This window comes from Rathayibacter sp. PhB151, from assembly GCF_004366415.1.
Classification (GTDB): domain Bacteria; phylum Actinomycetota; class Actinomycetes; order Actinomycetales; family Microbacteriaceae; genus Rathayibacter; species Rathayibacter festucae.
In genome coordinates this window covers 190,436-215,249 of sequence record NZ_SOEN01000006.1, presented here as the reverse complement: position 1 = coordinate 215,249, position 24,814 = coordinate 190,436, and the positions used below count along the sequence as shown (strand labels likewise).

The following is a 24,814-nucleotide window of genomic DNA, read 5'->3' as shown; positions in this document are numbered from 1 at the left end:
GCCTGTCTTCCCAGTCGACCCGACTCTCGAGCAGCCCCTCCCGCCACCGATCCATGGTGGTCGAGTAGCCGCCGCCGGCGGCGTATCGAGACCCCCGCTGATCGAGCAGCTCCACCAGGCGTCCCGCCACCACCACGCCCCGACAGGACACACCCGATGACCCACCGCCTCCAGCCCCACCAGAGCACGACCGTCCGCCTGGTCCACTGGTTCCGCACCGTGGACGGCTGGCAGTCCGAGATCGTCCGCGGCCGCCTCCTCGAGCACCACGACGGCGTCTGGCGCCTGGTCTCGTTCGAGGACGGCGAGGAGCGCGAGTACCCCGACGCCGCCTGGTCCCTCTGCCACGAGTGAGCGAGGGACGAGTCGAAGTGGACGTCGGCCCCGCTCCGGGCCCGAGCACGTCGCCTTGCCAGTGCGGCTCGATTCGGCATCGGTGTCGCCTCGAGACCGTCACGGCCGACGCAGACGTCTCCTCCTGTACCTCGGTGTCCGGGAAGTGACTGTGCTGACCTCGCCGACGGCGGACAACTGACGGCGACGCTCCGAGTCGAGACTGCCGCGTCGCCCGCCAACGACAGCCCTGCGATTGCACTCGGGACGGGGCCTGGGGATAATCGATCCTCACCACCCCTGCACCGCCTCGGAGGCCACCGGCCTCGGGGTCCTGCCGTACCTGAAAGGCGATCGTGGCGAGCATCGACGATCTTGAGACTCTCACCGAGTCGATCGGCCAGTTCACCCTCAGTTCCCTGGGCAAGGACAACCTGCGTCGTCTCAGTGTGCTCGTCAATCCGGTCGACCAGACCTGTGAAGTGAGCATCACGTTGGTCGACGACTCCGGCGAGTCCCAGCTCGAGATCATTCGCTCGATGCTGGAGGTCGAGCAGGTGTTCCTGGACGACGTGGTCATGTCCATCTCGTTCGTCGACATCGACGATGCGAGCGTTGCGCACGGCCTTCAACGACAGTTCAGCTACGCGTGAGTGGAGCTCCGGCGCTGAAGGACGTCAGCGCTTGCGCCGCCCGGGCGGCCGACTTCAAGAATTCGGCTGAGACATTCGACGCACTGCACGATGAGTGGTTCGCGGTCGCTTACTTCTATTCCGCTTACCACCTCGCGAAGGGCGCGTTCATCGCCGATCCGGTCTTCGACTCCGCTTCCAAGGTAGCGGCGGTGAGCCCTCGCCTCGTCATGGAGGACCGCTTCGCGATTCGGCACAAGGGCTACATCGGCGGCGGTGATCGCGCGTTGGGCGTGAACGACATCGTCGCCCTGCTGTATCCCCGCGTCGCGGCTCAGTATCGCCGCCTGCACATGGCGAGCGTCCACGTTCGCTACTTGACGGGCCTCGGTGCGATCACCGCAGCTTCAGTGAGAAGCGACTACGAGGTCGTCGCAGCGGCCTACCACGGTGGCGCGCTCGTTCACGGCTGATCTCATCGGCACGTCTGTCGGTTCTCATGACGGAGTTCTGACGCGGGAGGAAGGGACTTCGGTCGGCCGCCGTGTCCGCCACGCGGATCCACACGGCGGATCGGTGCACGACCATCGCCATGGAGTGCCGTCCGGTGAACGGCTGCGCGGCGTGGACGACTCGGGGAGGAAGCGGAGAAAGTGGGCCCCGTCGGGCTCGAACCGACGACCCGCGGATTAAAAGTCCGCTGCTCTGCCAACTGAGCTAGAGGCCCGCGGCATCCAGGGTAGCGCCCCCGCGCGCCCGGACCGGCGTCGGGCATACCTGCCCAGGCGCAGGCGTTACCCTTCTCGAACCCCCACGAAGCAGGACGCGTCCGCGCGTCCCGCCCGACCGCGGAAGGCGGCCCCATGACAGACGGCTTCCACAAGCCGACCAAGTTCCCCTCCCGCGTCTTCGAGGCGTTCCAGGGCGGGGAGGACCCGGCGCAGATCAGCCGGGTCGCCCACGAGACGGCGATCGCACTGCTCAGCCGGGTGCGCGAGGACCCGGATCCGGTGGTCATCGACCGCCTTGTCGAGTACACCGACCACAACGGCATCGACGCGCTCGCCGAGCTCTGGGCCCGCTCGAGCCCGTCCAGCCTCCCCGGCGCCCTCTGGCGCATCTACCTGCTGCGGCTCGTGATCCGGCAGGACCCGGAGAGCACGAGCTTCCTCTACCAGCGCGGCGTCGAGCTCTCGGCGACCATCGACCCGGTCGTCGCCGGCGCCGTCACGCCGACCGGCCCGGCCGAGATCACCGAGCTGGCCGACCGCATCCTCCGCGGAGTGTTCGACGGCGACTTCGCCGTCGCCCTCGACCGCGCGGCGGCCTTCTGCCGGGTGAGCGCCTCCGGTGCCGCCTCGGTGGCCGACGACGTCGAGCTGATCGACGGACCGCGGGCGAGCCAGCTGACCACCCGCGCCCTCCGGCTCTCGACCACCGCGGCCGAGCTGGTGAGCTGCGCACGCCTCTGGCGCAGCGACTCGCTCGAGTAGGAGCGGACTCCGCTACCCGATCGCGGCGCCCCGCGGCACCCCGCGTTCTCGCTCCGCGAACGCCCCTCGCGGGCCTGCGGGGGACAGCCGGTACACTGGTCGGAGCCGGATCGCAGTAACCCCGGGCTCCACTTATAGCCGCTTCGAGCGGCCTCGCGCCGAGAGGCGTTTCTGCGATCCGGCCCCTTCTCCTCTCGACAGCATCCCCAGCGGATCCCGGCGGCGAGCGAGGGCCCAGTGGCGGGCGGTCCGAGGCGCGAGTCCTCCCCTCCCGGCAGAGTCCCCGACAGACAGGCGACATCCGGAATGAAGAACCGCAGGGCACTCCGGATCGGCGCGCGGTGGTGGGCCGGGATCGCCCTCCTGGTGATCGCCGTCCTCCTCTTCCTCTCCGCCCCCGGCGTCGACGACGAGATCGGCGCCCTCCTCGGCAACGGCGTCGTCTTCTCGCAGGGCGCCCTGATGCGCACGCTCGCCGTGCTCGACGTGGCCGCCGCGCTCTGGGTGCTCGTGCGTCCGCGCAGCTCCGCCGGTCTCACCGCGGCCCTCGCGGCCGTGATCGGACTCTGGCTCGCCCCGCGGATGGGCGCCGCGGCGCTGGTCGACCTGGGCGGCTTCGCTCTCGACGTCCGCTTCGTCGTCCTCCCCCTCGAAGTGTCGGTCGTGATCGCGGGACTCGCCGTGACAGCCTTCTGGATGACCCGGAATCTGAAGTCCCGGGCACGAGCAGGGCAGGGCGCATGAGCGACGACACCACCGCCGAGGGCACCGCCCCCGACCTCGGCGCTCTCCTCGAGCGGATCGCCGCGGGGGAGCAGGCCGCGTTCTCGCAGCTCTACGACCTCGTCGCCTCGCGCGTCCTCGGACTGATCACGCGGGTCCTGGTCGACCGCGCCCAGTCGGAGGAGGTGGCCCAGGAGGTCTTCCTCGAGATCTGGCAAACCGCTGGACGCTTCGCTCCGAATAAGGGAAGTGCGACGACCTGGATCCTCACGATGGCACACCGCAGGGCCATCGATCGGGTTCGCGCGGCCCAAGCGGGCCGTGATCGGGACGTCCGCATAGGAATCCGCGACCTCGGTCGCGACTACGACCAGGTCGCCGAGCAGGCGGAGGTGTCCCTCGAGCACGAGAAGGTCACCGCCGCCCTGGAGCGGCTGACCGAGCTCCAGCGGCAAGCGCTGCAGCTCGCGTACTACGGCGGATACTCGCACAGCGAGATCGCCGGGATCCTGAACTGCCCCGTCGGTACCATAAAAACGCGCCTGCGCGACGGGATGATACGACTGAGAGAAGAGATGGGGGTGGCCCTGTGAACGACGTGCAACTCCCCGAAGATCCGCGCGAACTCGCAGCAGGACACGCACTCGGCATCCTCACCCCGGACGAGACCGCCCGGTACGAGAGATTCCTGGACGAGAATCCGGAGGCGCGCGGCGAGGCCGACGCCTTCTCGACCGTGGCCGAGGCGCTGGCCGCCGACGCCCCGTCGGTCGCACCGTCGCCGGCCCTCAAGGCGGATCTGATGGCGCTGATCGCGACCACGCCCCAGCTGCCCCTTGACGACACCTCCGATGCTCCGGCCGAGGACCCCGCCGAGCGGCGCGAGAAGGTCCCGACCCTGCACGCCGTCGAGCCCTCCGCGGCCGCCGCGAGCGGGCCGTCGGCCGCTGCGCCGTCCGCCGCCGCGACCTCCGGCCGCCACGGCGCCGAGGCCCGCGCCCGCGGACGCTGGTTCACCCGCCCCGCCGTCTACCTCTCCGCCGCCGCCGCCGCGGCCGTCATCGTGGTCGGGGGAGTGGCGCTCCCGCCGCTGCTCACGCCCGATGCCGGGCAGAGCCAGCAGCTGAGCGCCCTCGAGCAGATCCGCAGCGCCCCCGACGTGCAGGAGACCGCCGGGGCCGTCGCGACCGGCGAGACCGCGACCCTGGTCTGGTCGGCCTCGCTCGGCCGCTCGGCCCTCGTCGTCGACGACCTCGCGCCCCTGCCCGACGACAAGACCTACGAGCTCTGGTACATCGGCTCGTCCGGCCCGGTCTCGGCCGGGACGTTCGACGGGGGTGACGGCCGCACGGTCGCACCGCTGGAGGGCACGCTCGCCGAGGGCGCCGTCGTCGCGGTGACCGTCGAGGACGCGGGCGGCTCCGAGGCGCCGACCACGGACCCGATCCTGGCCATCGCGACCGCCTGACACCGCCACAGCATCGAGTACAGAAGAGCCGCACTCCCCGAGGGGTGCGGCTCTTCCGCGCTCCCCACCCGGGAACGCGGACTGCAGACGGCTCTCACGGGCTCCGGACAGCAGAAGAGCCGCACCCCCGGAGGAGTGCGGCTCTCGTGCGTGCGGTCGGAGGCTCAGCCGAAGCGGCCCGAGACGTAGTCCTCGGTCGCCTGGACGGACGGCCGCGAGAAGATCGTGGCGGTGTCGTCGTACTCGATGAGCTTGCCGGGCTTGCCGGTGCCCGCGATGTTGAAGAACGCGGTGCGGTCCGAGACGCGCGAGGCCTGCTGCATGTTGTGGGTCACGATGACGATCGTGTACTCGTTCTTGAGCTCCTCGATCAGGTCCTCGATCGCGAGGGTCGAGATCGGGTCGAGGGCCGAGCACGGCTCGTCCATCAGCAGCACGTCGGGGGAGACGGCGATGGCGCGGGCGATGCAGAGCCGCTGCTGCTGACCGCCGGAGAGGCCGGAGCCGGGCTTCTCGAGCCGGTCCTTGACCTCGTTCCAGAGGTTCGCGCCCTGCAGCGACTTCTCGACGAGGTCGTCCGCGTCGGACTTCGAGATGCGGCGGTTGTTGAGCTTCACCCCGGCCAGCACGTTGTCGCGGATGGACATCGTCGGGAACGGGTTGGGGCGCTGGAAGACCATGCCCACCTGGCGGCGCACGAGCACCGGGTCGACGCCCGGGCCGTAGAGGTTGTTGCCGTCGATCAGCACCTCGCCGTCGACGTAGGCGCCGGGGATGACCTCGTGCATGCGGTTGAGCGTGCGGAGGAAGGTCGACTTGCCGCAGCCGGAGGGGCCGATGAACGCCGTGACGGTGCGGGGCTCGATGGTGAGACCGACTCCCTCGACCGCGAGGAACTTGCTGTAGTAGACGTTGAGGTCGTTGACTTCGATGCGCTTGGACAACGGAGATCCTTAGGGTTAGCGGCCGAGCTTGGGGGCGAAGATGCGCGCGACCAGGCGAGCGAGCAGGTTGAGCAGCATGACGATCAGGATGAGGACCAGCGCGCCGGTCCAGGCCCGATCGATGTAGGCGGCGGCGTCGGCCCCCTGGTCGGCGTACTGGCGGAACACGTAGACCGGGAGGGTCATCATCCGGTCGTCGAACGGGTTGTAGTTCATCGACTGGGTGAACCCGGCGACGATGAGCAGCGGGGCGGTCTCGCCGATGACGCGGGCGATCGAGAGCATGACGCCCGTGACGATCCCGGCGATCGAGGTCGGCAGGACGATCTTCACGACGGTCAGCCACTTCGGCACGCCGAGGGCGAAGGACGCCTCGCGCAGCTCGTTCGGGACCAGGCGCAGCATCTCCTCGGTGGAGCGCACGACGACCGGGATCATCAGCACCGACAGCGCGATCGCGCCGCCGAAGCCCATCCGGATGCCGTCTCCGAAGAGGAGCACCAGCAGGGCGTAGGCGAAGAGGCCGGCGACGATCGAGGGGATGCCGGTCATCACGTCGACGAAGAAGGTGATGCCGCGGGCGAGCGCGCCCCGGCCGTACTCGACGAGGTAGATGGCCGTCATCAGGCCGATCGGGATCGAGATGACCGCGGCCAGCGCCGTGATGATCAGCGTGCCCATGATCGCGTGCAGCGCTCCGCCGCCCTCGCCGACGACGTTGCGCATCGAGGAGGTGAAGAAGAGGATGTCGAAGCGCGCGGCGCCCGCGGTGACCGCGGTGTACATCAGCGAGATCAGCGGGATCAGCGCGACGACGAAGGCGGCGGTGACCAGGGTGGTGACGACCCGGTCGGTCGCGCGGCGGGGGCCCTCGACCAGGCGGGCGAGGACGAAGACGGCGACCGTGTAGAGCACGGCGCCGAAGAAGACGGTGCCGACGACGTCGAAGCCCTGGGTGGTGCCGGTGACGGCGAGGAGGGCGTAGACGAGCGCCATCACGGCGATGCTGCCGACCAGGAGGGCGACGGGCGCCCACTTGGGCAGCTGGCCGCTGGTGAGCGTGTTGACCGGCGCAGGGACCGCGTCCTCGACGCGGCGCTGGCGGGGCGGAGTCATCGTGACCATCAGTTCGCTCCCGAGAAGGCCTTGCGGCGGTTGATGATGTAGCGGGCGAGCATGTTGACGAGCAGCGTGATGACGAAGAGCATCAGGCCGGAGGCGACGAGCTCGTTGACCTTCAGGCCGTAGGCCTCGGGGAAGCTCAGCGCGATGTTCGCGGCGACGGTGTTCGAGTTCGTCGACTGCAGCAGGGCGAAGTTCACGACGAAGGACGGCGAGAGCACGATGGCGACCGCCATCGTCTCGCCGAGCGCGCGGCCGAGGCCGAGCATCGACGCGGAGATGATGCCGGGGCGGCCGAAGGGCAGGACCGCGGTGCGGACCATCTCCCAGCGGGTCGCGCCCAGGGCGAGCGCGGCCTCCTCGTGCAGCGTCGGCGTCTGGAGGAACACCTCGCGCGAGATCGCCGTGACGATCGGCAGGATCATGACCGCGAGCACGAGGGCCACGGTGAGGATCGTGCGGCCGGTGCCGGAGACCGGGCCGTTGAAGAGCGGGAACCAGCCGAAGACGTCCGTGAGGAACGCGTAGAACGGCTGGACGAAGGGGGCGAGCACCGTGATGCCCCAGAGGCCGAAGACGACCGACGGCACGGCGGCCAGCAGGTCGATCACGTAGCCGAGGCCCTGCGCGAGCTTGCGCGGGGCGTAGTGCGAGATGAAGAGCGCGATCCCGATCGCGATGGGGACCGCGATCACCATCGCGAGCCCGGCGGCGTAGACGGTGCCGAACACGAGCGGGCCGACGTAGGACCAGAAGCCCGCTCCGCCGGAGATCGTGTCAGGGGACGCCGTGAGAGCCGGGATCGACTGGACGACCAGGAAGAGGGCGACGGCGGCGAGGATGACGAGGATCAGCGCGCCGGAGGCGACTGCCGTTCCGGAGAAGATCCGGTCTGCGGGCCGCTGCTTCGCCTTGATGGCGCCGACGGGCCGCTCTGCGGTGGTCATGTGGGTGTCCCTGCGTTCGGTGTGGGGGAGGGGGCCGAGCCGTGACGCGGCCCCGGACCGGCTGGGGTCCGGGGCCGCGTCATGAGGGGGAGGTTACTTGATCGACTCGATGGCCGTCGCGACCTGGGTCGACAGCTCGGACGAGAGCGGCGCGGCGCCGGCGGAGGTGGCGGCCTCCTGCTGGCCCTCCTCGCTGGTCACGTAGCCGAGGTACGCCTTGACGAGCTCGCCCGTCGCGGCGTCCTGGTACTCCTGGCAGGCGATGAGGTAGCTCACCAGGACGACCGGGTAGACGCCGGCCTCCTCGGAGGCGTAGTCGATCTCGTAGACGATGTCGTTCTCGGGACGGTCGGTCGCCTCGGGGGACGCGTCGACGATCGCGGCAGCGGCCTCGGGCGAGTAGGCGACGAAGTCCTCGCCGACCTTCACCTTGGCGGTGCCCAGGCTGCCGGCGCGCGAGGCGTCGGCGTAGCCGATGGTGTTCTGGCCGTTGGTGACGGTGTCGATGACGCCCGAGGTGCCCTGGGCCGCCTCGCCGCCTTCGTAGGGCCAGACTCCGTCGGGCTCGGCGTCCCACACGGTGGGCGCGGTCGCGTTGAGGTACGCAGCGAAGTTCTCGGTGGTGCCCGAGTCGTCCGAGCGGTGCACGGCGGTGATGTTCGAGGACGGGAGCGTCGCGTCGGGGTTCAGCGCGGCGATCTCGGGGGCGTTCCAGGTGGTGATGGTGCCCTTGAAGATGCCCGCGATGGTGGCGGCGTCGAGGTTGAGCTCGTCGACACCCTCCACGTTGAACACGATCGCGATCGGCGAGATGTAGGCCGGGACGTCGATGGCGGAGGTGCCCTCGACGCACTTGCCGAAGGAGCCGTCGAGCTCCTCGAGCTTCAGCGCACGGTCGGAGCCGGCGAAGTCGGCGCCGCCGGCGATGAAGGCCTCACGGCCCGCGCCGGAGCCGTCGGGGGAGTAGTTGACGGTGACGCCGGTGTTCGCCTGCTGGAAGGCGGAGACCCAGGCCTCCTGGGCGGAGCCCTGCGAGGAGGCGCCGATGCCGTTGAGGGTGCCCTCGAGGGTGCTGGCGGAGCCGGAGGAGGACGAGTCGCCGGTGGCGGCGGGCCCCTCGTTGGCAGCACAGGAGGTCAGCGTGATGGCTGCGACGGCGGCGATGACGGCCGCCTGGCCGAGACGCGAGAAACGCACAAGTATCCCTTTCGGGTAGGAAAGCAGGGGGATGGACGGGCTTGGTGCGGCCCGCCAGCGAGAGTACGGAGGGGTCGTGTCCTGGCTCCGTCCGCTCGGTGAACGCGCGGTGAACGACGGGCCGCCCTCAGGCGCCGCTGAGCGCGGAGGAGCAGTATTCGCGCGGCACTCCCGCCGCCCTTTCGGGAGCTACTCGAGCGGTGCGTGCGTCTCGATCGCGACGATCCCGGACCCCGGGTGCTGGACGGAGAGGTGCACGACCGCGAAGCCGCCGGTCGGCAGATCGGAGGCCTCCTCGAGGTACGGGCCGATCGGGGTCGCGGTGGCCAGTGCCAGCTCGCGCAGGATCTCGGGGATCACCGGACCGTGGCTGCAGAGCACGGCGCTCTTGCGCGCGCGGACCCGCTTGCCGACGACCGAGCGGACGTCGGCGGCGCCGTGCTCGTGCGCGTCCTGGCTGAGGTCCTCCGAGAGGCGGACGGGCCGCTTCAGCAGCGTGGAGAGCGGAGCGATCGTGGCCCGGCAGCGCTTCGCCGTGCTCGTGACGAGCCGACGGGGCCGCCAGGCGGCGACGGCGCGGCTCGCGGCGGCCGCCTCCTCGTCGCCGCGGCGGTTGAGCCGCCGGGTGGAGTCGCGCCCGTCCCAGGAGGACGCGGGGACCGCCTTCGCGTGCCGGAGCACCACGACGGCGAAGGTGTCATGCGTGCCGCGCGAGACGATCCGCGCGAACTCGTCGACGATCTCGATGTCGTGCGGGTAGGTCAGGTAGCTGCGGGCGCGCTTGATCGTGACCCACTCGAGCGCCTCGACCTCGCGGTTCGGCACGAAGTCCGAGGCGAGCACCGCCTTCTCGGTCACTCGTGCCGCCCAGTAGTGCACGGTCTTCGGTCGCCCGTTCGGCAGCGCGTACTGCACGGTGCCGAGCGGCACTCCGAGCGCGACGGCGAACCCGGTCTCCTCGCGGATCTCGCGCACCGCGGTCTCCGGCAGCGACTCGCCCGGATCGACCTTGCCCTTAGGCAGGCTGACGTCCTTGCGGTGCGGCCGGTGGATCACCAGGACGTGCAGTCGCCCCTCGATGATCCGCCAGCACACGGCGCCGGCCGCGTAGACGGTCCCCGTCACGGCGTCAGCGGGTGGAGGCTCGGGAGCCGGTCCGCGTCGCCGTGCGCTTGCGATGCGTGATGTGCGCCATCAGCCGGTTCTGCAGATCGGAGAGGGGGGCGCCGTCCTCGTCGAGGTGGTGCCGCGTCCAGATCCCGTCCGGGCCGAGCCACCAGGAGGCCGTCTTCTCGTCCATCGCGCGGTCGAACATGTCGGCGATCTCGCTGAGGTGCGCCAGCTCGACGATCCGCACCAGCGCCTCGACGCGGCGGTCGAGGTTGCGGTGCATCATGTCGGCGCTGCCGATGAAGACCTCGGGGTCGCCGCCGTTGACGAAGCTGAAGATGCGGGAGTGCTCGAGGTAGCGCCCGAGGATCGAGCGGACGCGGATGGTCTCGGAGAGGCCCTCCTGCCCGGGCTTCAGACCGCAGATGCCGCGGACCCAGACGTCGACGGGCACGCCGGCCTGGCTCGCGCGGTAGAGCGCGTCGATCACCGACTCGTCGACGATCGAGTTCATCTTGATCCGGATGCCCGAGGGGCGGCCGGCGCGAGCGTTCTCGGTCTCGGCCGCGATCCGCTTCAGCAGTCCCTTGCGCAGATGACGCGGCGCGACCAGCAGGCGCTTGAACTTCTTCTCGATCGCGTAGCCGGAGAGCTCGTTGAAGAGGCGGGTGAGGTCCTTGCCGACTTCGGGGTCGGCGGTCAGCAGGCCGAGGTCCTCGTAGATCCGCGAGGTCTTCGGGTTGTAGTTGCCGGTGCCGATGTGGGAGTAGTGCCGCAGCACCCCGCCCTTCTCCTGGCGGATGACCAGCGCGAGCTTGCAGTGGGTCTTCAGCCCGACGAGGCCGTAGACCACGTGGACGCCGGCCTTCTCGAGCTTGCGGGCCCAGGAGATGTTGGCCTTCTCGTCGAAGCGCGCCTTGATCTCGACGAGCGCGAGCACCTGCTTGCCGGACTCCGCGGCGTCGATCAGCGCCTCGACGATGGGGGAGTCGCCCGAGGTGCGGTACAGCGTCTGCTTGATCGCCAGCACGTCGGGGTCGGCCGCGGCCTGCTCGAGGAACGCCTGGACGCTCGTCGCGAAGGACTCGTAGGGGTGGTGCAGCAGCACGTCGCCGCGCGAGACCGCCTTGAAGATGTCCTGGCGCTGGTTCGGCTCGCTCGGCGAGAGCTGCACGGCCGTCGTCGGGACGTGGTTGGGGTACTTCAGGTCCGGCCGGTCGATCTTCTGCAGGCTGAAGAGGCCGCCGAGGTCGAGCGGCGCGGGGAGCTTGTAGACCTCCTGCGTGGTGATGTCGAGCTCGCGGACGAGGAGCCCGAGGGTCTCGTCGTCCATGTCGTCGGTCACCTCGAGGCGGATGGGCGGGCCGAACCGGCGGCGGAGGAGCTCCTTCTCGAGCGCCTTGATCAGGTTCTCGGTCTCGTCCTCGTCGACCTCGACGTCCTCGTTGCGGGTGACCCGGAAGACGTGGTGGTCGAGGATCTCCATGCCAGGGAAGAGGTCGTCGAGCTGGTTCGCGATCAGGTCCTCGAGCGAGATGAAGCGCATCGGCTCACCGGGAGCGGCGACGCCGGCGATCCGCACGAAGCGCGGCAGCATCTGCGGCACCTTGAGGCGGGCGAACTCGGTCTTCTGGGTCTTCGGGTTGCGCACGCGCACCGAGAGGTTGAGCGAGAGCCCCGAGATGTAGGGGAACGGGTGCGCCGGGTCGACGGCCAGCGGCATCAGCACGGGGAAGACCTGCGCCGAGAAGTAGTCGTCGAGCACCTCGCGCTCGGCGTCGCTGAGCTCGCTCCAGCGGACGATGTCGATCCCCGCGTCGCGGAGGGCCGGCTCGACGAGCTCCTTGAAGGCGCGCGAGTGCCGCTGCTGCAGCAGGTGCGCCTTCTCGGAGATGTCGGTCAGCACGTCGACCGGCACCCGCCCGATGTTGGTGGGCAGCGCGAGACCGGTGAGGATGCGGCGCTTCAGCCCCGCGACGCGGACCATGAAGAACTCGTCGAGGTTGGACGAGAAGATCGCGAGGAAGTTGGCCCGCTCGAGCGCGGGGACCAGCGGGTCCTCGGCCAGCTCGAGCACGCGCTGGTTGAACGCCAGCCAGCTCAGCTCGCGGTCGAGGTAGCGGTCGTCCGGGAGCAGGGGGTCGGAGTGACCCTCCTCCTCCTCGTCGAAGTCGTCGTCGAGCTCGTCGCTCAGGCCGTCTTCGAGAATCAGGTTGTCGCCGTCCATGCGACCATCCTGGCACCGCCTCGGACGCGCCCGCGCCGCCCGTGGTGAATGCCGGGTGAACCCGCCCTGGGGAGGAGCCTCGGAGCCGCTGCGCCGCTCAGCGCACCGCGGGGCGGCGGTGCAGGTACTGCACGTCGACGGCGGCGTCGGTGAAGCCGAGCGAGCGGTACAGCGCCACGGCGGAGCGGTTCTCCGCTTCGACGTAGAGGTCCGCGACGGCGCAGCCGCGCTCGAGCATCCGGGCGAGTCCCGCCCCGAGGAGCGTCCGGCCGAGTCCGCGACCCGCGGTCTCGGGGGCCACGCCGAGGACGTAGATCTCGCCCGTCGTCGACTCCGGCTCGATCTTCAGCCAGTCGTAGCCGACGAGCACGCCGTCGGCGTCGCGGAGCAGGAGGAAGTCCCCGTCGTCGTACCAGGATTCGGCCCGGCGCGCGGCCAGGTCGCCCTCGGTGATCCGGCCCTGCTCCGGGTGCGCGGCGAAGACCCGGGCGTTGAGGGCGACCCACTCAGCCGGGTCGAGGTCGCGGCCGTCGGAGAGCGCGAAGCCCTCGGGGACGCTCGCCTCCGGGGCGACGAGCGGATCGAGCGCGAGGTGCAGCAGCGTCCGCACCGGCGCGAAGTCGTGCGAGGCGGCGAGGGCCCTGGCCGCCGGGTGATCGCCGTGCGCCCAGGCCAGGAGCCCGGTGCGCCCGCTCGCGAGCACCTGATCGAGGACGGCGCGGCCGAATCCGACGCCGCGCCACTCCGGGTCCACCACGAACTCGAGCTCGCCCTGGCCGAGCACGGCGGCCGCCACCACGACGTCGGCGCGCAGGCCGACGAGGAGCGTGCGCGACCCGGCCCGCGCGTCGATCAGGGTCTGATCGCTGAACCGGGGCCGGCCGTCGAACCAGGCGGCCCGGCCGATCAGGTGCTCGAGTCCCGCGGCGACGGCGGGATCGGCCAGGTTCTCAACCGAGAGATTGAGCGACTCGTTCATTGTCCTCTTCGTACACGTTGAAGCGGTATCCGACGTTGCGGACCGTCCCGATGAGCGATTCCAGATCGCCGAGCTTGGCGCGCAGGCGCCGCACGTGCACGTCGACCGTGCGGGTGCCGCCGAAGTAGTCGTAGCCCCAGACCTCGCTGAGTAGCTGCTCGCGGGTGAAGACGCGCGAGGGGTGCGTCGCGAAGAACCGCAGCAGCTCGAACTCCTTGAAGGTGAGATCGAGCGGGCGCCCGTGCACCTTCGCGGAGTAGCTGGCCTCGTCGATCACGACGCCGGACGCCTGGATCCGCGAGGTCGACTGCTCCTGCGCGAGCCGGCCGATGACCAGCCGGATGCGGGCGTCGACCTCGGCGGGGCCGGCCGAGTCGAGGATGACGTCGTTCACGCCCCAGTCCGCCGAGACCGCGGTGAGACCGCCCTCGGTGAGGATGAGGATGAGCGGGACGTTGATCCCGGTGGTGGTCAGGATCTTGCAGAGCGACTTCGCGCTGGCCAGGTCCTGCCGGGCGTCGACGAAGATGAGGTCGCAGCTCGGGGCGTTCACGAGGTGCGCCGGCTCCGCCGGGATCTGCCGGGTCTTGTGGCTGAGCAGGCCCAGTGCGGGGAGGACCTCCGAGCCACCGGCTGAGGTCAGTATCAACAACTGCGCCACGGATCCTCCAGGATTGGTCTCCGGCAATACTAGCGGCGGGTCGGAGAGGCCGATTCCCTGGGGCACAATTGAGGGATGGGCAGGGATCGCGCGGGAGTGGCAGCGGTCTGGGTGCTCGCGCTCCTCGGCTCCGTCGTCACCCTGGTGATCGCCCCGGCCGTCTCGCAGCAGCTCTGGCTGGCGCTGACCTTCGGCGGCTGCGTCCTCGCGACCTTCGCCGTCCAGCTCGCCGTCGCGAAGGCGGACGGCTATCTGGTGCGCACGATGACGAGCGTCGTCGGGGCGATGGTCGTCGTCGCGGTCGCCAGCGGCATCGCCGCCCTCGCCTCGCTCTGATCGGGCCTCCTCCACCCCGTCGCGTCGGTGCCGCCGGATAGGATGGCGTCATGCTTCTCGCCCTCGAACTCTTCTATCTCGGACTGCTCGGGCTCGCCTCCCTCGCGATCGCGTGGGTCTCCGGCGTGGTCGTCTACAAGCTCTACCGCGGCCAGCGCTAGCCGCCGCCGGAGCAGGTTTGATCTCCCTCCCCTCGGGCCTCCCGCCCGAACTCGTCCCGCTCTCCTGGCTGCTCGGCGTCTGGGAGGGATCGGGCGTCATCGACTACGCCGTCGGCGACGACTCCGTGCAGGCCGAGTTCGGCCACCGCGTGAGCTTCAGCTACGACGGCCTGCCCTACCTCAACTACAGCTCGTACACCTGGCTGCTCGAGGACGACAGCGAGGTCGGCCACCGGCCGCTCGTGAGCGAGATGGGCTACTGGCGGCTCAGCCGCCCGCTCACCGACGCCGACGCGGGCCCCGCCATGCTGCCGGCCCGCGGTGCGCCCGCGTTCCCCGACGCCGAGTCGGTCGAGACGCTGCGCAACGGCGCGGGCGGCTTCGACATCGAGGTGTCGCTGGTGCACCCCGACGGCGTCAGCGAGCTGTACCTCGGCCAGGTCAAGGGCCCGCGGATCGACCTCGCGACCGACGCCGTCATGCGCACCGCCGCAGCGAAGGACTACGCGGCCGCCACCCGCCTCTACGGCCTCGTCGACGACCACCTGCTCTGGGCGTGGGACATCGCCGCGCTCGGCCAGGGGCTCCGCACCCACTCCTCCGGAAGGCTCGCCCGTGTCGAATGAGACCGCGTCCTCCGAGCGGCTGCCGATCTCCCCGCTCCTGTCGGTCTCGGGCGCCGTCGTCGGCACCAGTGCGGCCGAGCCCGGCGTCGCCGCGCACTACGGCGAGCCGTTCCGCGAGCAGCGGGCGCTCGCCGCGGGCACCGCGATCGTCGACCTCTCGGGTCGCGGCGTCGTCACCGTCACCGGTCCGGACCGCCTCACCTGGCTCGACTCGCTGACCAGCCAGGCGCTCGCCCGCCTCGCCCCCGGCGACTCGGCCGAGACCCTGCTGCTGGACCCGTCCGGGCGGATCGAGCACCTCATCCGCGTCGTCGACGACGGCGAGACCGCCTGGCTCCTCCTCGACCGCGACGAGACGCCGGGGCTCGCGGCCTGGCTCGACCGGATGCGCTTCATGCTCCGCGTCGAGATCGCCGACCGCACCGCCGAGTTCGCGACGCTCGCGACCCTCGGCGACGGCCCGGCGACCGCGCTGGCCCTCGAGCTCGCGGGGGAGTCCGGCATCAGCTGGCTCGACCCGTGGGCGCAGGTCCAGCCCGGCGGCTGGCAGTACGCCACCGCTCCCACGCATCCCGCGGCCGGCTGGACCGCCCGCGAGATCCTCGTGCCGCGCGCGGCGCTCGACGGGCTCGAGGCCCGGGCCCGCGCGGCGGGCGTGGCGCTCGCCGGCTCCGACGCCCTCGAGGCGCTCCGCATCGCCGCCTGGCGCCCGCGGCACGCGACCGAGGTCGACGACCGCTCGATCCCGCACGAGCTCGACCTGCTCCGCTCGTCGGTGCACCTGGCGAAGGGCTGCTACCGCGGGCAGGAGACGGTCGCCAAGGTGCACAACCTCGGTCACCCGCCCCGCCGCCTCGTGCTGCTGCAGCTCGACGGCTCCGATTCGGCGCTGCCCGGCCACGGCGACGTCGTCACCGCGCTCAAGGGCGGCGAGCCGGTCGAGGTCGGCACCGTCACCGCGAGCGCCTGGCACTACGAGGAGGGCCCCATCGCCCTCGCCGTGGTGAAGCGCTCGGTCCCCGTCGACCTCGAGCTCACCGTGCTGGCCGGCGAGATCCGCGTCTCCGCCGCCCAGGAGGTCGTCGTGCCGCCGGGCGCCGGCGCCGAGGCGGGAGTGCCCCGCCTGCCCCGCCTCGGGGCAGCGACCAGGTAGGCCACGCCGTGGTGGCCGCAGGACCCGCTCGGCGGGATCGGGCGGCCGAGCGGATCCGGGCGCTCGTCCGCCTCGACGACGTCCGGCCCGGCCGGGGCGTCGCGCGCGCCGTGGCGTCGCTGCCCGCGGTGCTGCAGATCGTCCTCGCGGCGATCCTCGCCTACTCCGTCTCGCGCTTCGTCTTCGGGCACCCCGCCCCGGTGCTGTCGCTGACGGCGACCATCTCGAGCCTGGGCATCGCCCGCGACACCCGGCCGAAGCAGGTCGCCGAGACCGCGATCGGCATGCTGATCGGGATCACCGCGAGCGAAGTGCTGCTGCTGCTCTGGGGCACCGGCGTCTGGCAGCTGGCCGTGGTGCTCGCGATCGTCTTCACCGTGGGGCGGGCGCTCTCGCCGTCGCCCGGCTTCGCCGTCGCGGCCGGCACGCAGGCGATGCTGGTGATGATCCTGCCCGCGCCCGACGGGGGAGTGTTCACCCGGAGCCTCGACGGTCTGGTCGGCGGACTCGCCGCGCTGCTGTGCACCGCGATCGTGCCGCGCAACCCGCTCCGGGCGGCGCGCGCCGAGGCGCGGCGGCTGGTGTCGGCGCTCGCCGAGACGATCGACGCGCTCGCCGACGCGCTCCGCCGGGGCGATCAGGCGGCCTCCGCGGCGGCGCTCGAGCGCGTCCGCGGCACGCAGCCGGTGATCGACGGCTGGACGGCCGCCCTCGACTCGGCGATCGGGGTCGCACGGATCTCGCCGTTCGTCCGGCGGCACCGCGCGGAGCTGGAGCGGCAGCGCACGATGCTCGCCGCGCTCGACCTCGCGACGCGCAACCTCCGCATCGTCGCGCGGCGCACCGACTTCCTGGTCGGCGACGCCGTGCCGCGGCCGGCGCTCGCCGACGTGGTCGCGGACGTCGGCCCGGGGATCGCGCTGATCGGCCGGGCCGTCACCGAGCCCGCCGTGCTCGCGCTCGCGCGTCAGGACCTCGTGCTGCTCGCGACGACCCTCGACCCGCAGGCGCTGATCCCCGAGGCGCGGCTGGCGGAGAAGACGCTGCTGGTCATCCTCCGCCCGCTCGTCGTCGACCTGCTGACGGCGACCGGGGCGAGCTCGGCCGAGGCGAGAGCCGCGCTGCCCGAGCTCGCCTGACCGGCCGGGCTCCTCCGGGGCTCACGCGTTGGTGGCGTCCTGCACCTCGCCCACGAGCTCCTCGATGATGTCCTCGAGGAAGAGGACACCGGTGGTGCGGCCCTCGGCGTCGACCACCCGGGCGAGGTGCGCGCCGGTGCGCCGGAGCGCGGCGAGCGCGTCCTCCAGCTCGTCGCAGGCCGAGACCGCGGCGAGCCGGCGGATCCGCTTGCGCGGCACCGGCACCTCGGTCGCGTCCAGGTCGGAGACGTCCTTGAGGTGCAGGTAGCCGCCGGGCAGGCCGTCGCCGTCCGCGAGCAGGTAGCGGGAGTAGCCGTGCTCGGCCACTGCGCGGCGCACGTCCGCGGGCGTGGCCTCGGCGGGCAGCAGCACCATCCGCTCGAGCGGGACCGCGACGTCCGCGACCCGCTTGGTCGTGAACTCGAAGGCCGCCGTGACGGTGCCGGAGGCGTCGACCAGCACGCCCTCGCGGGTCGACTGGCGGACGATCGCGGCGACCTCGTCCAGCGTGAAGGCGCTGGTCGCCTCGTCCTTCGGCTCCACCCGCACCAGGCGGAGGATGCCGTTGGCGACCGCGTTCAGCGACCAGATCACCGGCTTCACGAGGCGCGAGACCAGCACGAGCGGCGGAGCGAGGAGCAGCGCGGCCCGGGTCGGCACCGAGAACGCCAGGTTCTTCGGCACCATCTCGCCGAACACGACGTGCAGGAAGGTGACGAGCAGCAGCGCGGCGACGAACGCGATCACGCCGATCGCCTCCGCGGACAGCGCCGTGAAGCCCAGCGGGATCTCGAGCAGGTGGTGGATCGCCGGCTCGGAGACGTTGAGGATCACCAGCGAGCAGACGGTGATGCCCAGCTGGCTCGTCGCGAGCATCAGGGTGGCGTGCTCCATCGCCCACAGGGTGGTCTTCGCCGCGCGGCTGCCCGCATCGGCCCGCGGCTCGATCTGCGAGCGGCGAGCGGAGATGACGGCGAACTCGGCGCCGACGAAGAAGGCGTTGACGATCAGCAGGACCACGAGCCAGGCGATCCCCGGCAGGTACTCACTCATGGACGGCCCCCTCGGCTCGGAGTGCGGCGACGCCGACAGCATCGCCTCCGTCGGTCTCGTCTCCGGCAGCGGACGGGGTGAAGCGGACGCGGTCGACGCGGTGGGCGGCGACGCGGTCGACCCGCAGCACGCCGCCGGCCACGGCGACCTCGTCGCCGAGCTCGGGCACGCGCCCCAGCGTCGAGGCGAGGAAGCCCGCGACCGTGTCGTAGTCCTCGCCCTCGGGCACCACGGCGCCGAGGCGCTCCGCGACCTCGTCGGGGCGCAGCTCGCCGCCGAAGGTCGCCGAGCGGCCGGAGCGGACGACTCCGGCGCGGCTGCGGTCGTGCTCGTCCTCCAGCTCGCCGACGATCTCCTCGACGAGGTCCTCGAGCGTCACGACGCCCGCGGTCCCGCCGTACTCGTCGACGACGACCGCGATCGCGAGGTTCCCCCCTCGGAGCGGAGCGAGCAGGGCGTCGGCGCGGGCGGTCTCGGGGACGCGCATCGGCGCGATCATCAGCGACTCCGCCGTCGCCTGCGCCCGGTGCTCCGGTGCCAGTGCGAAGGCGTGCTTGACGTGCAGGACACCGCGGACGTCGTCGGAGTCGCGGCCGATGACGGGGAAGCGCGAGAACCCGGTGCGGTTCGCGAGCCGGACCACGTCCTCCGCGGTGCTCGCGAGCGGGACGGAGGCCATCCGGACCCGCGGCGTCATCACGTCGGCGACGCTGCGGCTCGAGAAGCGGAGCGTGCGGTGCAGCAGGTCCGCGTGGTCGCTGTCGAGCGTGCCCTCGAGCACGGAGCGGCGCACCAGCGACCCGAGCTCGTCGGCGCTGCGGGCGCCCGAGAGCTCCTCCTTGGGCTCGATGCCCATCGCGCGGATCAGGGCGTTGGCCGTGTTGTTGAACAGCAGGATCACGGGCTTGAAGACCGTGGTGAAGAGGATCTGGAACGGCACGACGACCTGCGCCGTCTTCAGCGGCAGCGCCAGCGCGAAGTTCTTGGGGACCAGCTCGCCGATCACCATCGAGAAGACGGTCGCCAGCAGGACGCCGACGACCGTGCCGATGCCCGGCACGATCTCGGCCGGGATCCCGAGCGAGCGCAGCGGGTCGCCGAGCAGCGAGCTGATCGCGGGCTCGAAGGTGTAGCCGGTGAGCAGCGTGGTGAGGGTGATGCCCAGCTGCGCGCCGGAGAGATGGGTGGAGGTGATCCGCAGGGCGGAGATCGTCGGATCGAGGCGCTTCTCACCGCGGGCGCGGCGCTCCTCCAGCTCGTTCCGGTCGAGGTTGACCAGCGCGAACTCGGAGGCGACGCAGAGACCGGTGCCGACGGTGAGGAGCAGGCCGATGACGATGCCGAGCCATTCAGGCACCCGCGGCACCGCCGATCAGGGTCGAGGTCGGTGCGGCGGGCGAAGGTTCAGTGCCCGAGGGTTCAGGGGGAGGGTCGTCCATGGGGCACGAGGGTAACGACCTTAAATATGAGAATGCTCACAGGAGCGACGGGGCCGGGTCGAGCGGAGCCACCGCCTCCCACGCGACGGTCACCTCCCCGAGACGCCACCGCCGCCGCCGGCCGAGGATCGGCCACTCACCCCGCAGCGACTCGACGGCCGCGATCCAGCGCTGCGTCGGCCCGTAGACGGCGAGCGGGGCGGCGTGCAGCCAGGCCCGCTCCAGCGCCAGCAGGAACGCGTGCACCGGCTCACCCGCGACGTTGCGGTGGATCAGCGCCTTCGGCAGCCGCTCCGCCGCGATCATCGGCGAGGGAACGGCGCCGAGCCGGAGCGACAGGGTGAGCGAGCGGGGCCCCTCGCGGCCGATCTCGATCCAGGTGCAGATCCGGCCGATCTCGTCGCAGGTCCCCTCCACCAGCACGCCGTCGGGGGTCAGCCGGTCGGTCATCGTCCGCCACGCCTCCGCGACCGCCGACTCGTCGTACTGCCGGAGGACGTTGAAGGCGCGGATCACGCTCGCCCGCAGCCGTCCCGGCAGGGGGACCTCGAAGCCGCCGCGCTCGAAGCGCACCCGGGCGTCGGCCGGGAAGGCGGTGCCCCCTTCACGGACGCGCTGCAACTGCCGTCGCGCGGTCTCGACGCGGGCCGGCTCGATCTCGAAGCCGACCACGTCGACGCCGGGTGCCGCGCGGACGAGGCGGCGGTGCAGCTCGAGCGTGGTGACCGCGCTCGCGCCGAAGCCGAGGTCGACGACGACGGGCTCCGGAGTCGTGCGCAGCGCCGGCAGCTCGGCCAGCCGGCGGTCCACCCGGCGGAGGCGGTTCGTGCCCGTCGTGCCGCGGGTGACTGCTCCGATCGGCATGGTCTCCAGCGTATCCGGGGGCGCAGGGGCCGCCTCTAAGCTGGACGCATGTCCGAGACCTACACCCTCATCCTCGTGCGCCACGGCAACAGCGAGTGGAACCAGAAGAACCTGTTCACCGGCTGGGTCGACGTGCGGCTGACCGAGCAGGGCGTCGCGGAGGCGACTCGCGCCGGCGAGCTGCTGGTCGAGGCGGAGCTGCACCCCGACGTCGTGTACACCTCCCGCCAGACGCGCGCGATCCAGACCGCGAACATCGCGCTCGAGAAGGCCGACCGCCTGTGGATCGACGTGAAGCGCTCCTGGCGCCTCAACGAGCGCCACTACGGCGCGCTGCAGGGCAAGGACAAGGCGCAGACCCTCGCCGAGTACGGCCCTGAGCAGTTCATGACCTGGCGCCGCTCGTTCGACGTGCCGCCGCCCCCCATCGACGACGAGGACCAGTACTCGCAGGCGCACGACGAGCGCTACGCCGACCTCGGCGACGACCTGCCCCGCACCGAGTCGCTCAAGCTCGTGATCGAGCGGATGCTGCCCTACTGGGAGTCGGACATCAAGCCGGACCTCGCCTCGGGCAAGACCGTGATGATCACCGCGCACGGCAACTCGCTGCGCGCGCTGGTGAAGACGCTCGACGGCATCTCCGACTCGGACATCGCCGAGCTGAACATCCCGACCGGCATCCCCCTCGTCTACACCCTCGACGAGAACTTCGAGCCGATCGGCGAGGCCCGCTACCTCGACCCCGAGGCCGCCGCCGCCGGCGCCGCCGCCGTCGCCGCCCAGGGCGCCAAGAAGTAGCCCGCCTTCTCGCACCCCCGCACGGCCCGCCGGAGTCCCCCTCCCGCGGGCCGTCCGCGTCCGTCCCCTCGCACGCCGGTCGAGCAGCCGCGGCACGCGGCGTACCGAGACCCCGCCCGTGCGGCGGCGGATCTCGATACGCCCGCTGCGCGCGCTACTCGATCACCCTGGACGGCCCGGGTCGCGGAACGCGCTCCCTGCATGCCAGCGCGACCCGATCAGCGTGGACGCGAGAGCCAGACCGCGGAACGCGCCCCTTGCATGCTGGTCGAGGAGCCGCGGCACGCGGCGTATCGAGACCCCGCGTCCGTACGACGGCGGATCTCGATCCACTCGCTGCGCGCGCTACTCGATCCAGCCTGGACGACCCAGGTCGCGGAACGCGCCCCTTGCACGCCGGCGACTCGATCAGCATGAACGGAGGCACTCGCTCACCGACGCCCAGGCATGGAGAGTCGAGACCAGCCGCCCCCTGCAAGGCGAACGGGCGAATCGCGTGCCAGCGATTCGCCCTAGCCGTTCGCACCCCGCTCTGCGAAACGCGCCCACGCGGTCTGCCGACCGCGGTCGATATCGCGCTCGCGCGATATCGACAAAACGGTTCAGCCCCAGTCGCCCGAGATCAGGTACTGGACCTTCTTCGCGATGGACACCGCGTGGTCGGCGAAGCGCTCGTGGTAGCGGCTGGCGAGGGTGGCGTCGACGGTGTCGGCGGCCTGGCCCTTCCAGGCCTCGCTGAGGACCTTGTCGAAGACGCTGACGTGCAGCTCGTCGATCTTGTCGTCCTCGTCGCGGATCTCCTCGGCGATGCGGGGGTCCTGGGTGCGCAGCAGCTCGGTGAGCTTGTGCGCGACGACGACGTCGAGGCGGCCCATCTCGACGAACGTCGGGCGGAGCGACTTCGGCACGACCTTGTCGGGGAAGCGGTAGCGGGAGAGCTGAGCGATGTGCTCGGCGATGTCGCCCATCCGCTCGAGCGAGGCGCTGATCCGCAGCGCGGACACGACGGTCCGCAGGTCGCGGGCGACGGGGCCCTGGCGGGCGAGGATGTCGATCGCGAGCTCGTCGAGGCTGATGGCCAGCTCGTCGATGCGGGCGTCGCTGGCGATGACCTCCTCGGCGAGGGACACGTCCGAGTGGTTGAACGCCTGGGTCGCCTTCTCGATCGCGATCTCGACGAGTCCGGAGATCTCGACGAGCCGATCCTGGACCTCGGCCAGCTCCTGCTGGAAAACTTCGCGCATCTTCTTCTCGACCCTCTCTGCGGCACGCACGGAGACCGGTGCCGATCCGCGCCGCGCACGGCGCTGCGACTGCACCAGTCCGGCGCAGGCGCAGCCATGATGACCACGGCAGGTTAACGAACGGTGCCGAGCGTTTGAACAGTACTCGACCCGCGACCCGTCGCCGGGCATCCGGTAGGGAGACGCGCGGTGGATGGATAGCCTGGGAGCGTGGATCCGGGCCTGATCGTCGTGCTGTCGCTCGTTCTCGGCATCGTCCTCGGGATCGTCCTCACCAGTGTCGTCACCCTCGCCGCGCGCCAGGGCCGGATCGCCGCGGAGGTCGTCACCGTCGGCCTGCCCGAGGGCATCGGCGCGATCATCGACGCCGTCGGCGCTCCCGCGTTCGTGACCGACCCCTCCCACAACGTGCTGAAGGCGTCCGCCCGCGCGATCTCGCTCGGCCTCGTCTCCCAGGACACGCTCCTCCACCCGGACCTCGTCGCGATCGTCGACCGGGTGCGCCGCTTCGGCGACGACATCGAGCAGGACCTGGAGCTGGCGACGAGCCCGCTCTCGGACGCCGCGGTCACCCTCGTCGTGCACGCCACGCGGCTCGGCTCCCGCTTCGTCCTCGTCCTCGCCGAGGACCACACCGAGGCCCGCCGGCTGGAGGCGGTCCGCCGCGACTTCGTCGCCAACATCTCGCACGAGCTGAAGACGCCGATCGGCGCGGTCGGCCTGCTCGCCGAGGCCCTCGACTCCGCCGCCGACGACCCGAAGCAGGTCCGCCGGTTCGCGCACCGCCTCACCCAGGAGTCGCACCGCCTCGCGAAGATCACCCGCGAGATCATCGAGCTCTCCCGCCTGCAGTCGGCGGACGTCGCCGGCTCCGCCGAGGTCGTCCGCGTCGACGACATCGTGGTCGCCGCGCTCGAGACGACGCACGTGATGGCGGAGTCGCACGACGTCACCCTCGTCAAGGGCGGGATGAAGAAGGCGTACGTCGCCGGCCAGGAGAAGATGCTCGTCTCGGCGCTGCACAACCTGCTGGCCAACGCCATCCAGTACTCCCCGCCCGGCTCCCGCGTCGGGATCGGCGTCCGCTCCACCGGCGGCGTCGTCGAGATCGCCGTCACCGACCAGGGCATCGGCATCCCCGAGGAGGACCTCGACCGCGTCTTCGAGCGCTTCTACCGCGTCGACCAGGCCCGCTCCCGCCACACCGGCGGCACCGGCCTCGGCCTCAGCATCGTCAAGCACGCCGTGCAGAACCACGGCGGCGACGTCCGCGTCTGGTCCAAGCCCGGCCGCGGCAGCACCTTCACCATCCGACTCCCCGAAGTAGACCCGGCCAGGACGCCCTTCGCGTCCGCCGCCCCGATAGGAGACACCGCGTGACCAGCATCCTGCTCGTCGAGGACGAGAGCGCCCTCAGCGAGCCGCTCAGCTACCTGCTCGAACGCGAGGGCTACGACGTCACCGTCGCCGAGGACGGCCTCCGCGCCGTCTCCGCCTTCGACGAGGGCGAGTACGACCTGATCCTGCTCGACCTCATGCTCCCCGGGATGCCCGGCACCGAGGTGTGCCGCGAGATCCGCACCCGCTCCGCGATCCCGATCATCATGGTCACCGCGAAGGACTCCGAGGTGGACATCGTCGTGGGACTCGAGCTCGGCGCCGACGACTACGTCACCAAGCCGTACTCGACCCGGGAGCTGCTCGCCCGCATCCGCGCCGTCCTCCGCCGCCGCACCGAGGACCCGGGCGAGGAGCGCATCGTCGTCGCCGGCCCCGTCCGCATGGACATCGAGCGCCACACCGTCGAGGTGGACGGCGTCGAGACCCCGATGCCGCTCAAGGAGTTCGAGCTCCTCGAGATGCTGCTCCGCAACGCCGGCCGCGTCCTCACCCGCGGCCAGCTGATCGACCGCGTCTGGGGCAGCGACTACTTCGGCGACACCAAGACCCTCGACGTCCACGTCAAGCGCATCCGCTCCAAGATCGAGAAGACGCCCAAGGAGCCGGTCCTCCTGGTGACCGTCCGCGGCCTCGGCTACCGCTTCGACGCCTGATCGCGGGGCCTGGCGGAGGCGTCTGCGGCGTTGTCGTCGGTTGCGATACCGCCGGAGCACATGCTGGTCGAGTAGCCGCCGCAGGCGGCGTATCGAGACCTACCGGAG

Annotated in this window: 26 protein-coding genes and 1 tRNA gene; 14 read left to right on the top strand and 13 right to left on the bottom strand. The window is 71.3% G+C overall.

Annotation, left to right across the window (positions count from 1 at the left end; genetic code table 11):
* The first annotated feature begins 156 nt into the window (after positions 1-156).
* The 3 genes from EDF35_RS01625 to EDF35_RS01615 all read left to right on the top strand — a co-directional run bounded on the left by EDF35_RS01625 (position 157) and on the right by EDF35_RS01615 (position 1,438).
* Positions 157-354 (top strand): hypothetical protein, encoded by a 198-nt coding sequence (locus tag EDF35_RS01625; RefSeq protein ID WP_123702223.1) that lies wholly within the window; start codon positions 157-159, stop codon positions 352-354.
* A 335-nt stretch (positions 355-689) separates the two neighbouring features.
* Positions 690-986 carry a hypothetical protein gene (locus tag EDF35_RS01620; RefSeq protein ID WP_133960556.1) on the top strand — a complete coding sequence of 99 codons (297 nt, stop codon included), beginning with the start codon at positions 690-692 and terminating at the stop codon, positions 984-986.
* A complete protein-coding gene (locus EDF35_RS01615) occupies positions 983-1,438 on the top strand; it encodes a hypothetical protein (RefSeq protein ID WP_133960555.1) in 456 nt (151 codons plus the stop codon). The genes EDF35_RS01620 and EDF35_RS01615 overlap by 4 nt, the downstream gene beginning before the upstream one ends.
* Before the next feature lie 181 nt (positions 1,439-1,619).
* On the opposite strand, the gene EDF35_RS01610 is transcribed toward EDF35_RS01615, so the two are convergent.
* A tRNA-Lys gene (locus tag EDF35_RS01610) sits at positions 1,620-1,692 on the bottom strand.
* Between the two features lie 136 nt (positions 1,693-1,828).
* On the opposite strand from EDF35_RS01610, the gene EDF35_RS01605 reads away from it, so the two are divergent.
* The 4 genes from EDF35_RS01605 to EDF35_RS01590 all read left to right on the top strand — a co-directional run bounded on the left by EDF35_RS01605 (position 1,829) and on the right by EDF35_RS01590 (position 4,649).
* Positions 1,829-2,458 (top strand): DNA-directed RNA polymerase subunit beta, encoded by a 630-nt coding sequence (locus EDF35_RS01605; RefSeq protein ID WP_123445137.1) that lies wholly within the window; start codon positions 1,829-1,831, stop codon positions 2,456-2,458.
* A gap of 306 nt (positions 2,459-2,764) precedes the next feature.
* Positions 2,765-3,202 carry a hypothetical protein gene (locus EDF35_RS01600; protein ID WP_123702225.1) on the top strand — a complete coding sequence of 146 codons (438 nt, stop codon included), beginning with the start codon at positions 2,765-2,767 and terminating at the stop codon, positions 3,200-3,202.
* Positions 3,199-3,774 carry an ECF RNA polymerase sigma factor SigK gene (gene sigK / locus EDF35_RS01595; RefSeq protein ID WP_123445139.1) on the top strand — a complete coding sequence of 192 codons (576 nt, stop codon included), beginning with the start codon at positions 3,199-3,201 and terminating at the stop codon, positions 3,772-3,774. The genes EDF35_RS01600 and sigK overlap by 4 nt, the downstream gene beginning before the upstream one ends.
* A 5-nt stretch (positions 3,775-3,779) precedes the next feature.
* Positions 3,780-4,649, top strand: a complete 870-nt coding sequence (locus EDF35_RS01590) for an anti-sigma factor (RefSeq protein ID WP_133960554.1) — start codon at positions 3,780-3,782, stop codon at positions 4,647-4,649.
* 164 nt (positions 4,650-4,813) lie between these two features.
* On the opposite strand, the gene pstB is transcribed toward EDF35_RS01590, so the two are convergent.
* The 8 genes from pstB to EDF35_RS01550 form a co-directional block, all read right to left on the bottom strand.
* On the bottom strand, positions 4,814-5,593 hold the full coding sequence (gene pstB, locus EDF35_RS01585) for a phosphate ABC transporter ATP-binding protein PstB (protein WP_132435969.1): 780 nt from the start codon (positions 5,591-5,593) through the stop codon (positions 4,814-4,816).
* Positions 5,594-5,608: 15 nt separating this feature from the next.
* Positions 5,609-6,709 carry a phosphate ABC transporter permease PstA gene (gene pstA / locus EDF35_RS01580; RefSeq protein ID WP_133960553.1) on the bottom strand — a complete coding sequence of 367 codons (1,101 nt, stop codon included), beginning with the start codon at positions 6,707-6,709 and terminating at the stop codon, positions 5,609-5,611.
* Between the two features lie 8 nt (positions 6,710-6,717).
* Positions 6,718-7,662 (bottom strand): phosphate ABC transporter permease subunit PstC, encoded by a 945-nt coding sequence (gene pstC, locus EDF35_RS01575; RefSeq protein ID WP_123733780.1) that lies wholly within the window; start codon positions 7,660-7,662, stop codon positions 6,718-6,720.
* A 93-nt stretch (positions 7,663-7,755) separates the two neighbouring features.
* Positions 7,756-8,859: a phosphate ABC transporter substrate-binding protein PstS gene (locus EDF35_RS01570; RefSeq protein ID WP_133960552.1), complete on the bottom strand. Its 1,104-nt coding sequence runs from the start codon at positions 8,857-8,859 to the stop codon at positions 7,756-7,758.
* 189 nt (positions 8,860-9,048) lie between these two features.
* Entirely contained in the window at positions 9,049-9,984 is a 936-nt protein-coding gene (locus tag EDF35_RS01565) for an NUDIX domain-containing protein (RefSeq protein WP_133960551.1), read from the bottom strand.
* 4 nt (positions 9,985-9,988) lie between these two features.
* A complete protein-coding gene (locus tag EDF35_RS01560; protein ID WP_133960550.1) occupies positions 9,989-12,196 on the bottom strand; it encodes an RNA degradosome polyphosphate kinase in 2,208 nt (735 codons plus the stop codon).
* Positions 12,197-12,293: 97 nt separating this feature from the next.
* Positions 12,294-13,175, bottom strand: coding sequence for a mycothiol synthase (mshD, locus tag EDF35_RS01555; protein WP_133960549.1), 882 nt, complete (start codon positions 13,173-13,175; stop codon positions 12,294-12,296).
* The gene (locus EDF35_RS01550; protein ID WP_123445147.1) at positions 13,147-13,836 is read right to left on the bottom strand and encodes a response regulator transcription factor; all 690 of its coding nucleotides are present in this window, start codon (positions 13,834-13,836) and stop codon (positions 13,147-13,149) included. The genes mshD and EDF35_RS01550 overlap by 29 nt, the downstream gene beginning before the upstream one ends.
* Before the next feature lie 75 nt (positions 13,837-13,911).
* Here EDF35_RS01550 and EDF35_RS01545 point away from each other — a divergent pair, with 75 nt between their 5' ends.
* From EDF35_RS01545 to EDF35_RS01530, 4 genes are all read left to right on the top strand, one after another.
* A complete protein-coding gene (locus tag EDF35_RS01545; protein ID WP_133960548.1) occupies positions 13,912-14,172 on the top strand; it encodes a hypothetical protein in 261 nt (86 codons plus the stop codon).
* Positions 14,173-14,350: 178 nt separating this feature from the next.
* Entirely contained in the window at positions 14,351-14,959 is a 609-nt protein-coding gene (locus EDF35_RS01540) for an FABP family protein (protein WP_123733786.1), read from the top strand.
* 37 nt (positions 14,960-14,996) lie between these two features.
* On the top strand, positions 14,997-16,112 hold the full coding sequence (locus EDF35_RS01535) for a folate-binding protein (protein WP_243839877.1): 1,116 nt from the start codon (positions 14,997-14,999) through the stop codon (positions 16,110-16,112).
* An 8-nt stretch (positions 16,113-16,120) separates the two neighbouring features.
* Positions 16,121-17,251, top strand: coding sequence for an FUSC family protein (locus EDF35_RS01530; RefSeq protein ID WP_133960547.1), 1,131 nt, complete (start codon positions 16,121-16,123; stop codon positions 17,249-17,251).
* 21 nt (positions 17,252-17,272) lie between these two features.
* Here the strand turns inward: EDF35_RS01530 and EDF35_RS01525 are convergent, their stop codons facing one another.
* From EDF35_RS01525 to EDF35_RS01515, 3 genes are all read right to left on the bottom strand, one after another.
* The gene (locus EDF35_RS01525) at positions 17,273-18,304 is read right to left on the bottom strand and encodes a hemolysin family protein (RefSeq protein WP_133960546.1); all 1,032 of its coding nucleotides are present in this window, start codon (positions 18,302-18,304) and stop codon (positions 17,273-17,275) included.
* On the bottom strand, positions 18,297-19,661 hold the full coding sequence (locus EDF35_RS01520) for a hemolysin family protein (protein ID WP_133960545.1): 1,365 nt from the start codon (positions 19,659-19,661) through the stop codon (positions 18,297-18,299). The genes EDF35_RS01525 and EDF35_RS01520 overlap by 8 nt, the downstream gene beginning before the upstream one ends.
* 118 nt (positions 19,662-19,779) lie before the next feature.
* Positions 19,780-20,607: a class I SAM-dependent methyltransferase gene (locus EDF35_RS01515; protein WP_133960544.1), complete on the bottom strand. Its 828-nt coding sequence runs from the start codon at positions 20,605-20,607 to the stop codon at positions 19,780-19,782.
* A gap of 48 nt (positions 20,608-20,655) precedes the next feature.
* Between EDF35_RS01515 and EDF35_RS01510 the strand changes: the two genes are divergently transcribed.
* Positions 20,656-21,408, top strand: a complete 753-nt coding sequence (locus tag EDF35_RS01510; protein ID WP_123445151.1) for a phosphoglyceromutase — start codon at positions 20,656-20,658, stop codon at positions 21,406-21,408.
* A 602-nt stretch (positions 21,409-22,010) separates the two neighbouring features.
* Here EDF35_RS01510 and phoU read toward each other — a convergent pair.
* Complete coding sequence (gene phoU, locus EDF35_RS01505) at positions 22,011-22,652, bottom strand: phosphate signaling complex protein PhoU (RefSeq protein WP_123702247.1); 642 nt, start codon at positions 22,650-22,652, stop codon at positions 22,011-22,013.
* A gap of 210 nt (positions 22,653-22,862) precedes the next feature.
* Here phoU and EDF35_RS01500 point away from each other — a divergent pair, with 210 nt between their 5' ends.
* A complete protein-coding gene (locus tag EDF35_RS01500; RefSeq protein ID WP_123702249.1) occupies positions 22,863-24,032 on the top strand; it encodes an ATP-binding protein in 1,170 nt (389 codons plus the stop codon).
* Complete coding sequence (locus EDF35_RS01495) at positions 24,029-24,706, top strand: response regulator transcription factor (RefSeq protein WP_123733788.1); 678 nt, start codon at positions 24,029-24,031, stop codon at positions 24,704-24,706. The genes EDF35_RS01500 and EDF35_RS01495 overlap by 4 nt, the downstream gene beginning before the upstream one ends.
* The last annotated feature ends 108 nt before the right edge of the window (positions 24,707-24,814 follow it).

What these genes read in the sequence shown, in the direction of transcription:
- mshD (WP_133960549.1), bottom strand. Translation starts at nt 13,175, where the DNA reads ATGAACGAGTCGCTCAATCTCTCGGTTGAGAACCTGGCCGATCCCGCC.
- EDF35_RS01515 (WP_133960544.1), bottom strand. Translation starts at nt 20,607, where the DNA reads ATGCCGATCGGAGCAGTCACCCGCGGCACGACGGGCACGAACCGCCTC.
- EDF35_RS01600 (WP_123702225.1), top strand. Translation starts at nt 2,765, where the DNA reads ATGAAGAACCGCAGGGCACTCCGGATCGGCGCGCGGTGGTGGGCCGGG.
- pstC (WP_123733780.1), bottom strand. Translation starts at nt 7,662, where the DNA reads ATGACCACCGCAGAGCGGCCCGTCGGCGCCATCAAGGCGAAGCAGCGG.
- EDF35_RS01605 (WP_123445137.1), top strand. Translation starts at nt 1,829, where the DNA reads ATGACAGACGGCTTCCACAAGCCGACCAAGTTCCCCTCCCGCGTCTTC.
- sigK (WP_123445139.1), top strand. Translation starts at nt 3,199, where the DNA reads ATGAGCGACGACACCACCGCCGAGGGCACCGCCCCCGACCTCGGCGCT.
- pstA (WP_133960553.1), bottom strand. Translation starts at nt 6,709, where the DNA reads ATGACTCCGCCCCGCCAGCGCCGCGTCGAGGACGCGGTCCCTGCGCCG.
- EDF35_RS01510 (WP_123445151.1), top strand. Translation starts at nt 20,656, where the DNA reads ATGTCCGAGACCTACACCCTCATCCTCGTGCGCCACGGCAACAGCGAG.
- EDF35_RS01525 (WP_133960546.1), bottom strand. Translation starts at nt 18,304, where the DNA reads ATGAGTGAGTACCTGCCGGGGATCGCCTGGCTCGTGGTCCTGCTGATC.
- phoU (WP_123702247.1), bottom strand. Translation starts at nt 22,652, where the DNA reads ATGCGCGAAGTTTTCCAGCAGGAGCTGGCCGAGGTCCAGGATCGGCTC.
- EDF35_RS01545 (WP_133960548.1), top strand. Translation starts at nt 13,912, where the DNA reads ATGGGCAGGGATCGCGCGGGAGTGGCAGCGGTCTGGGTGCTCGCGCTC.
- EDF35_RS01560 (WP_133960550.1), bottom strand. Translation starts at nt 12,196, where the DNA reads ATGGACGGCGACAACCTGATTCTCGAAGACGGCCTGAGCGACGAGCTC.
- EDF35_RS01625 (WP_123702223.1), top strand. Translation starts at nt 157, where the DNA reads ATGACCCACCGCCTCCAGCCCCACCAGAGCACGACCGTCCGCCTGGTC.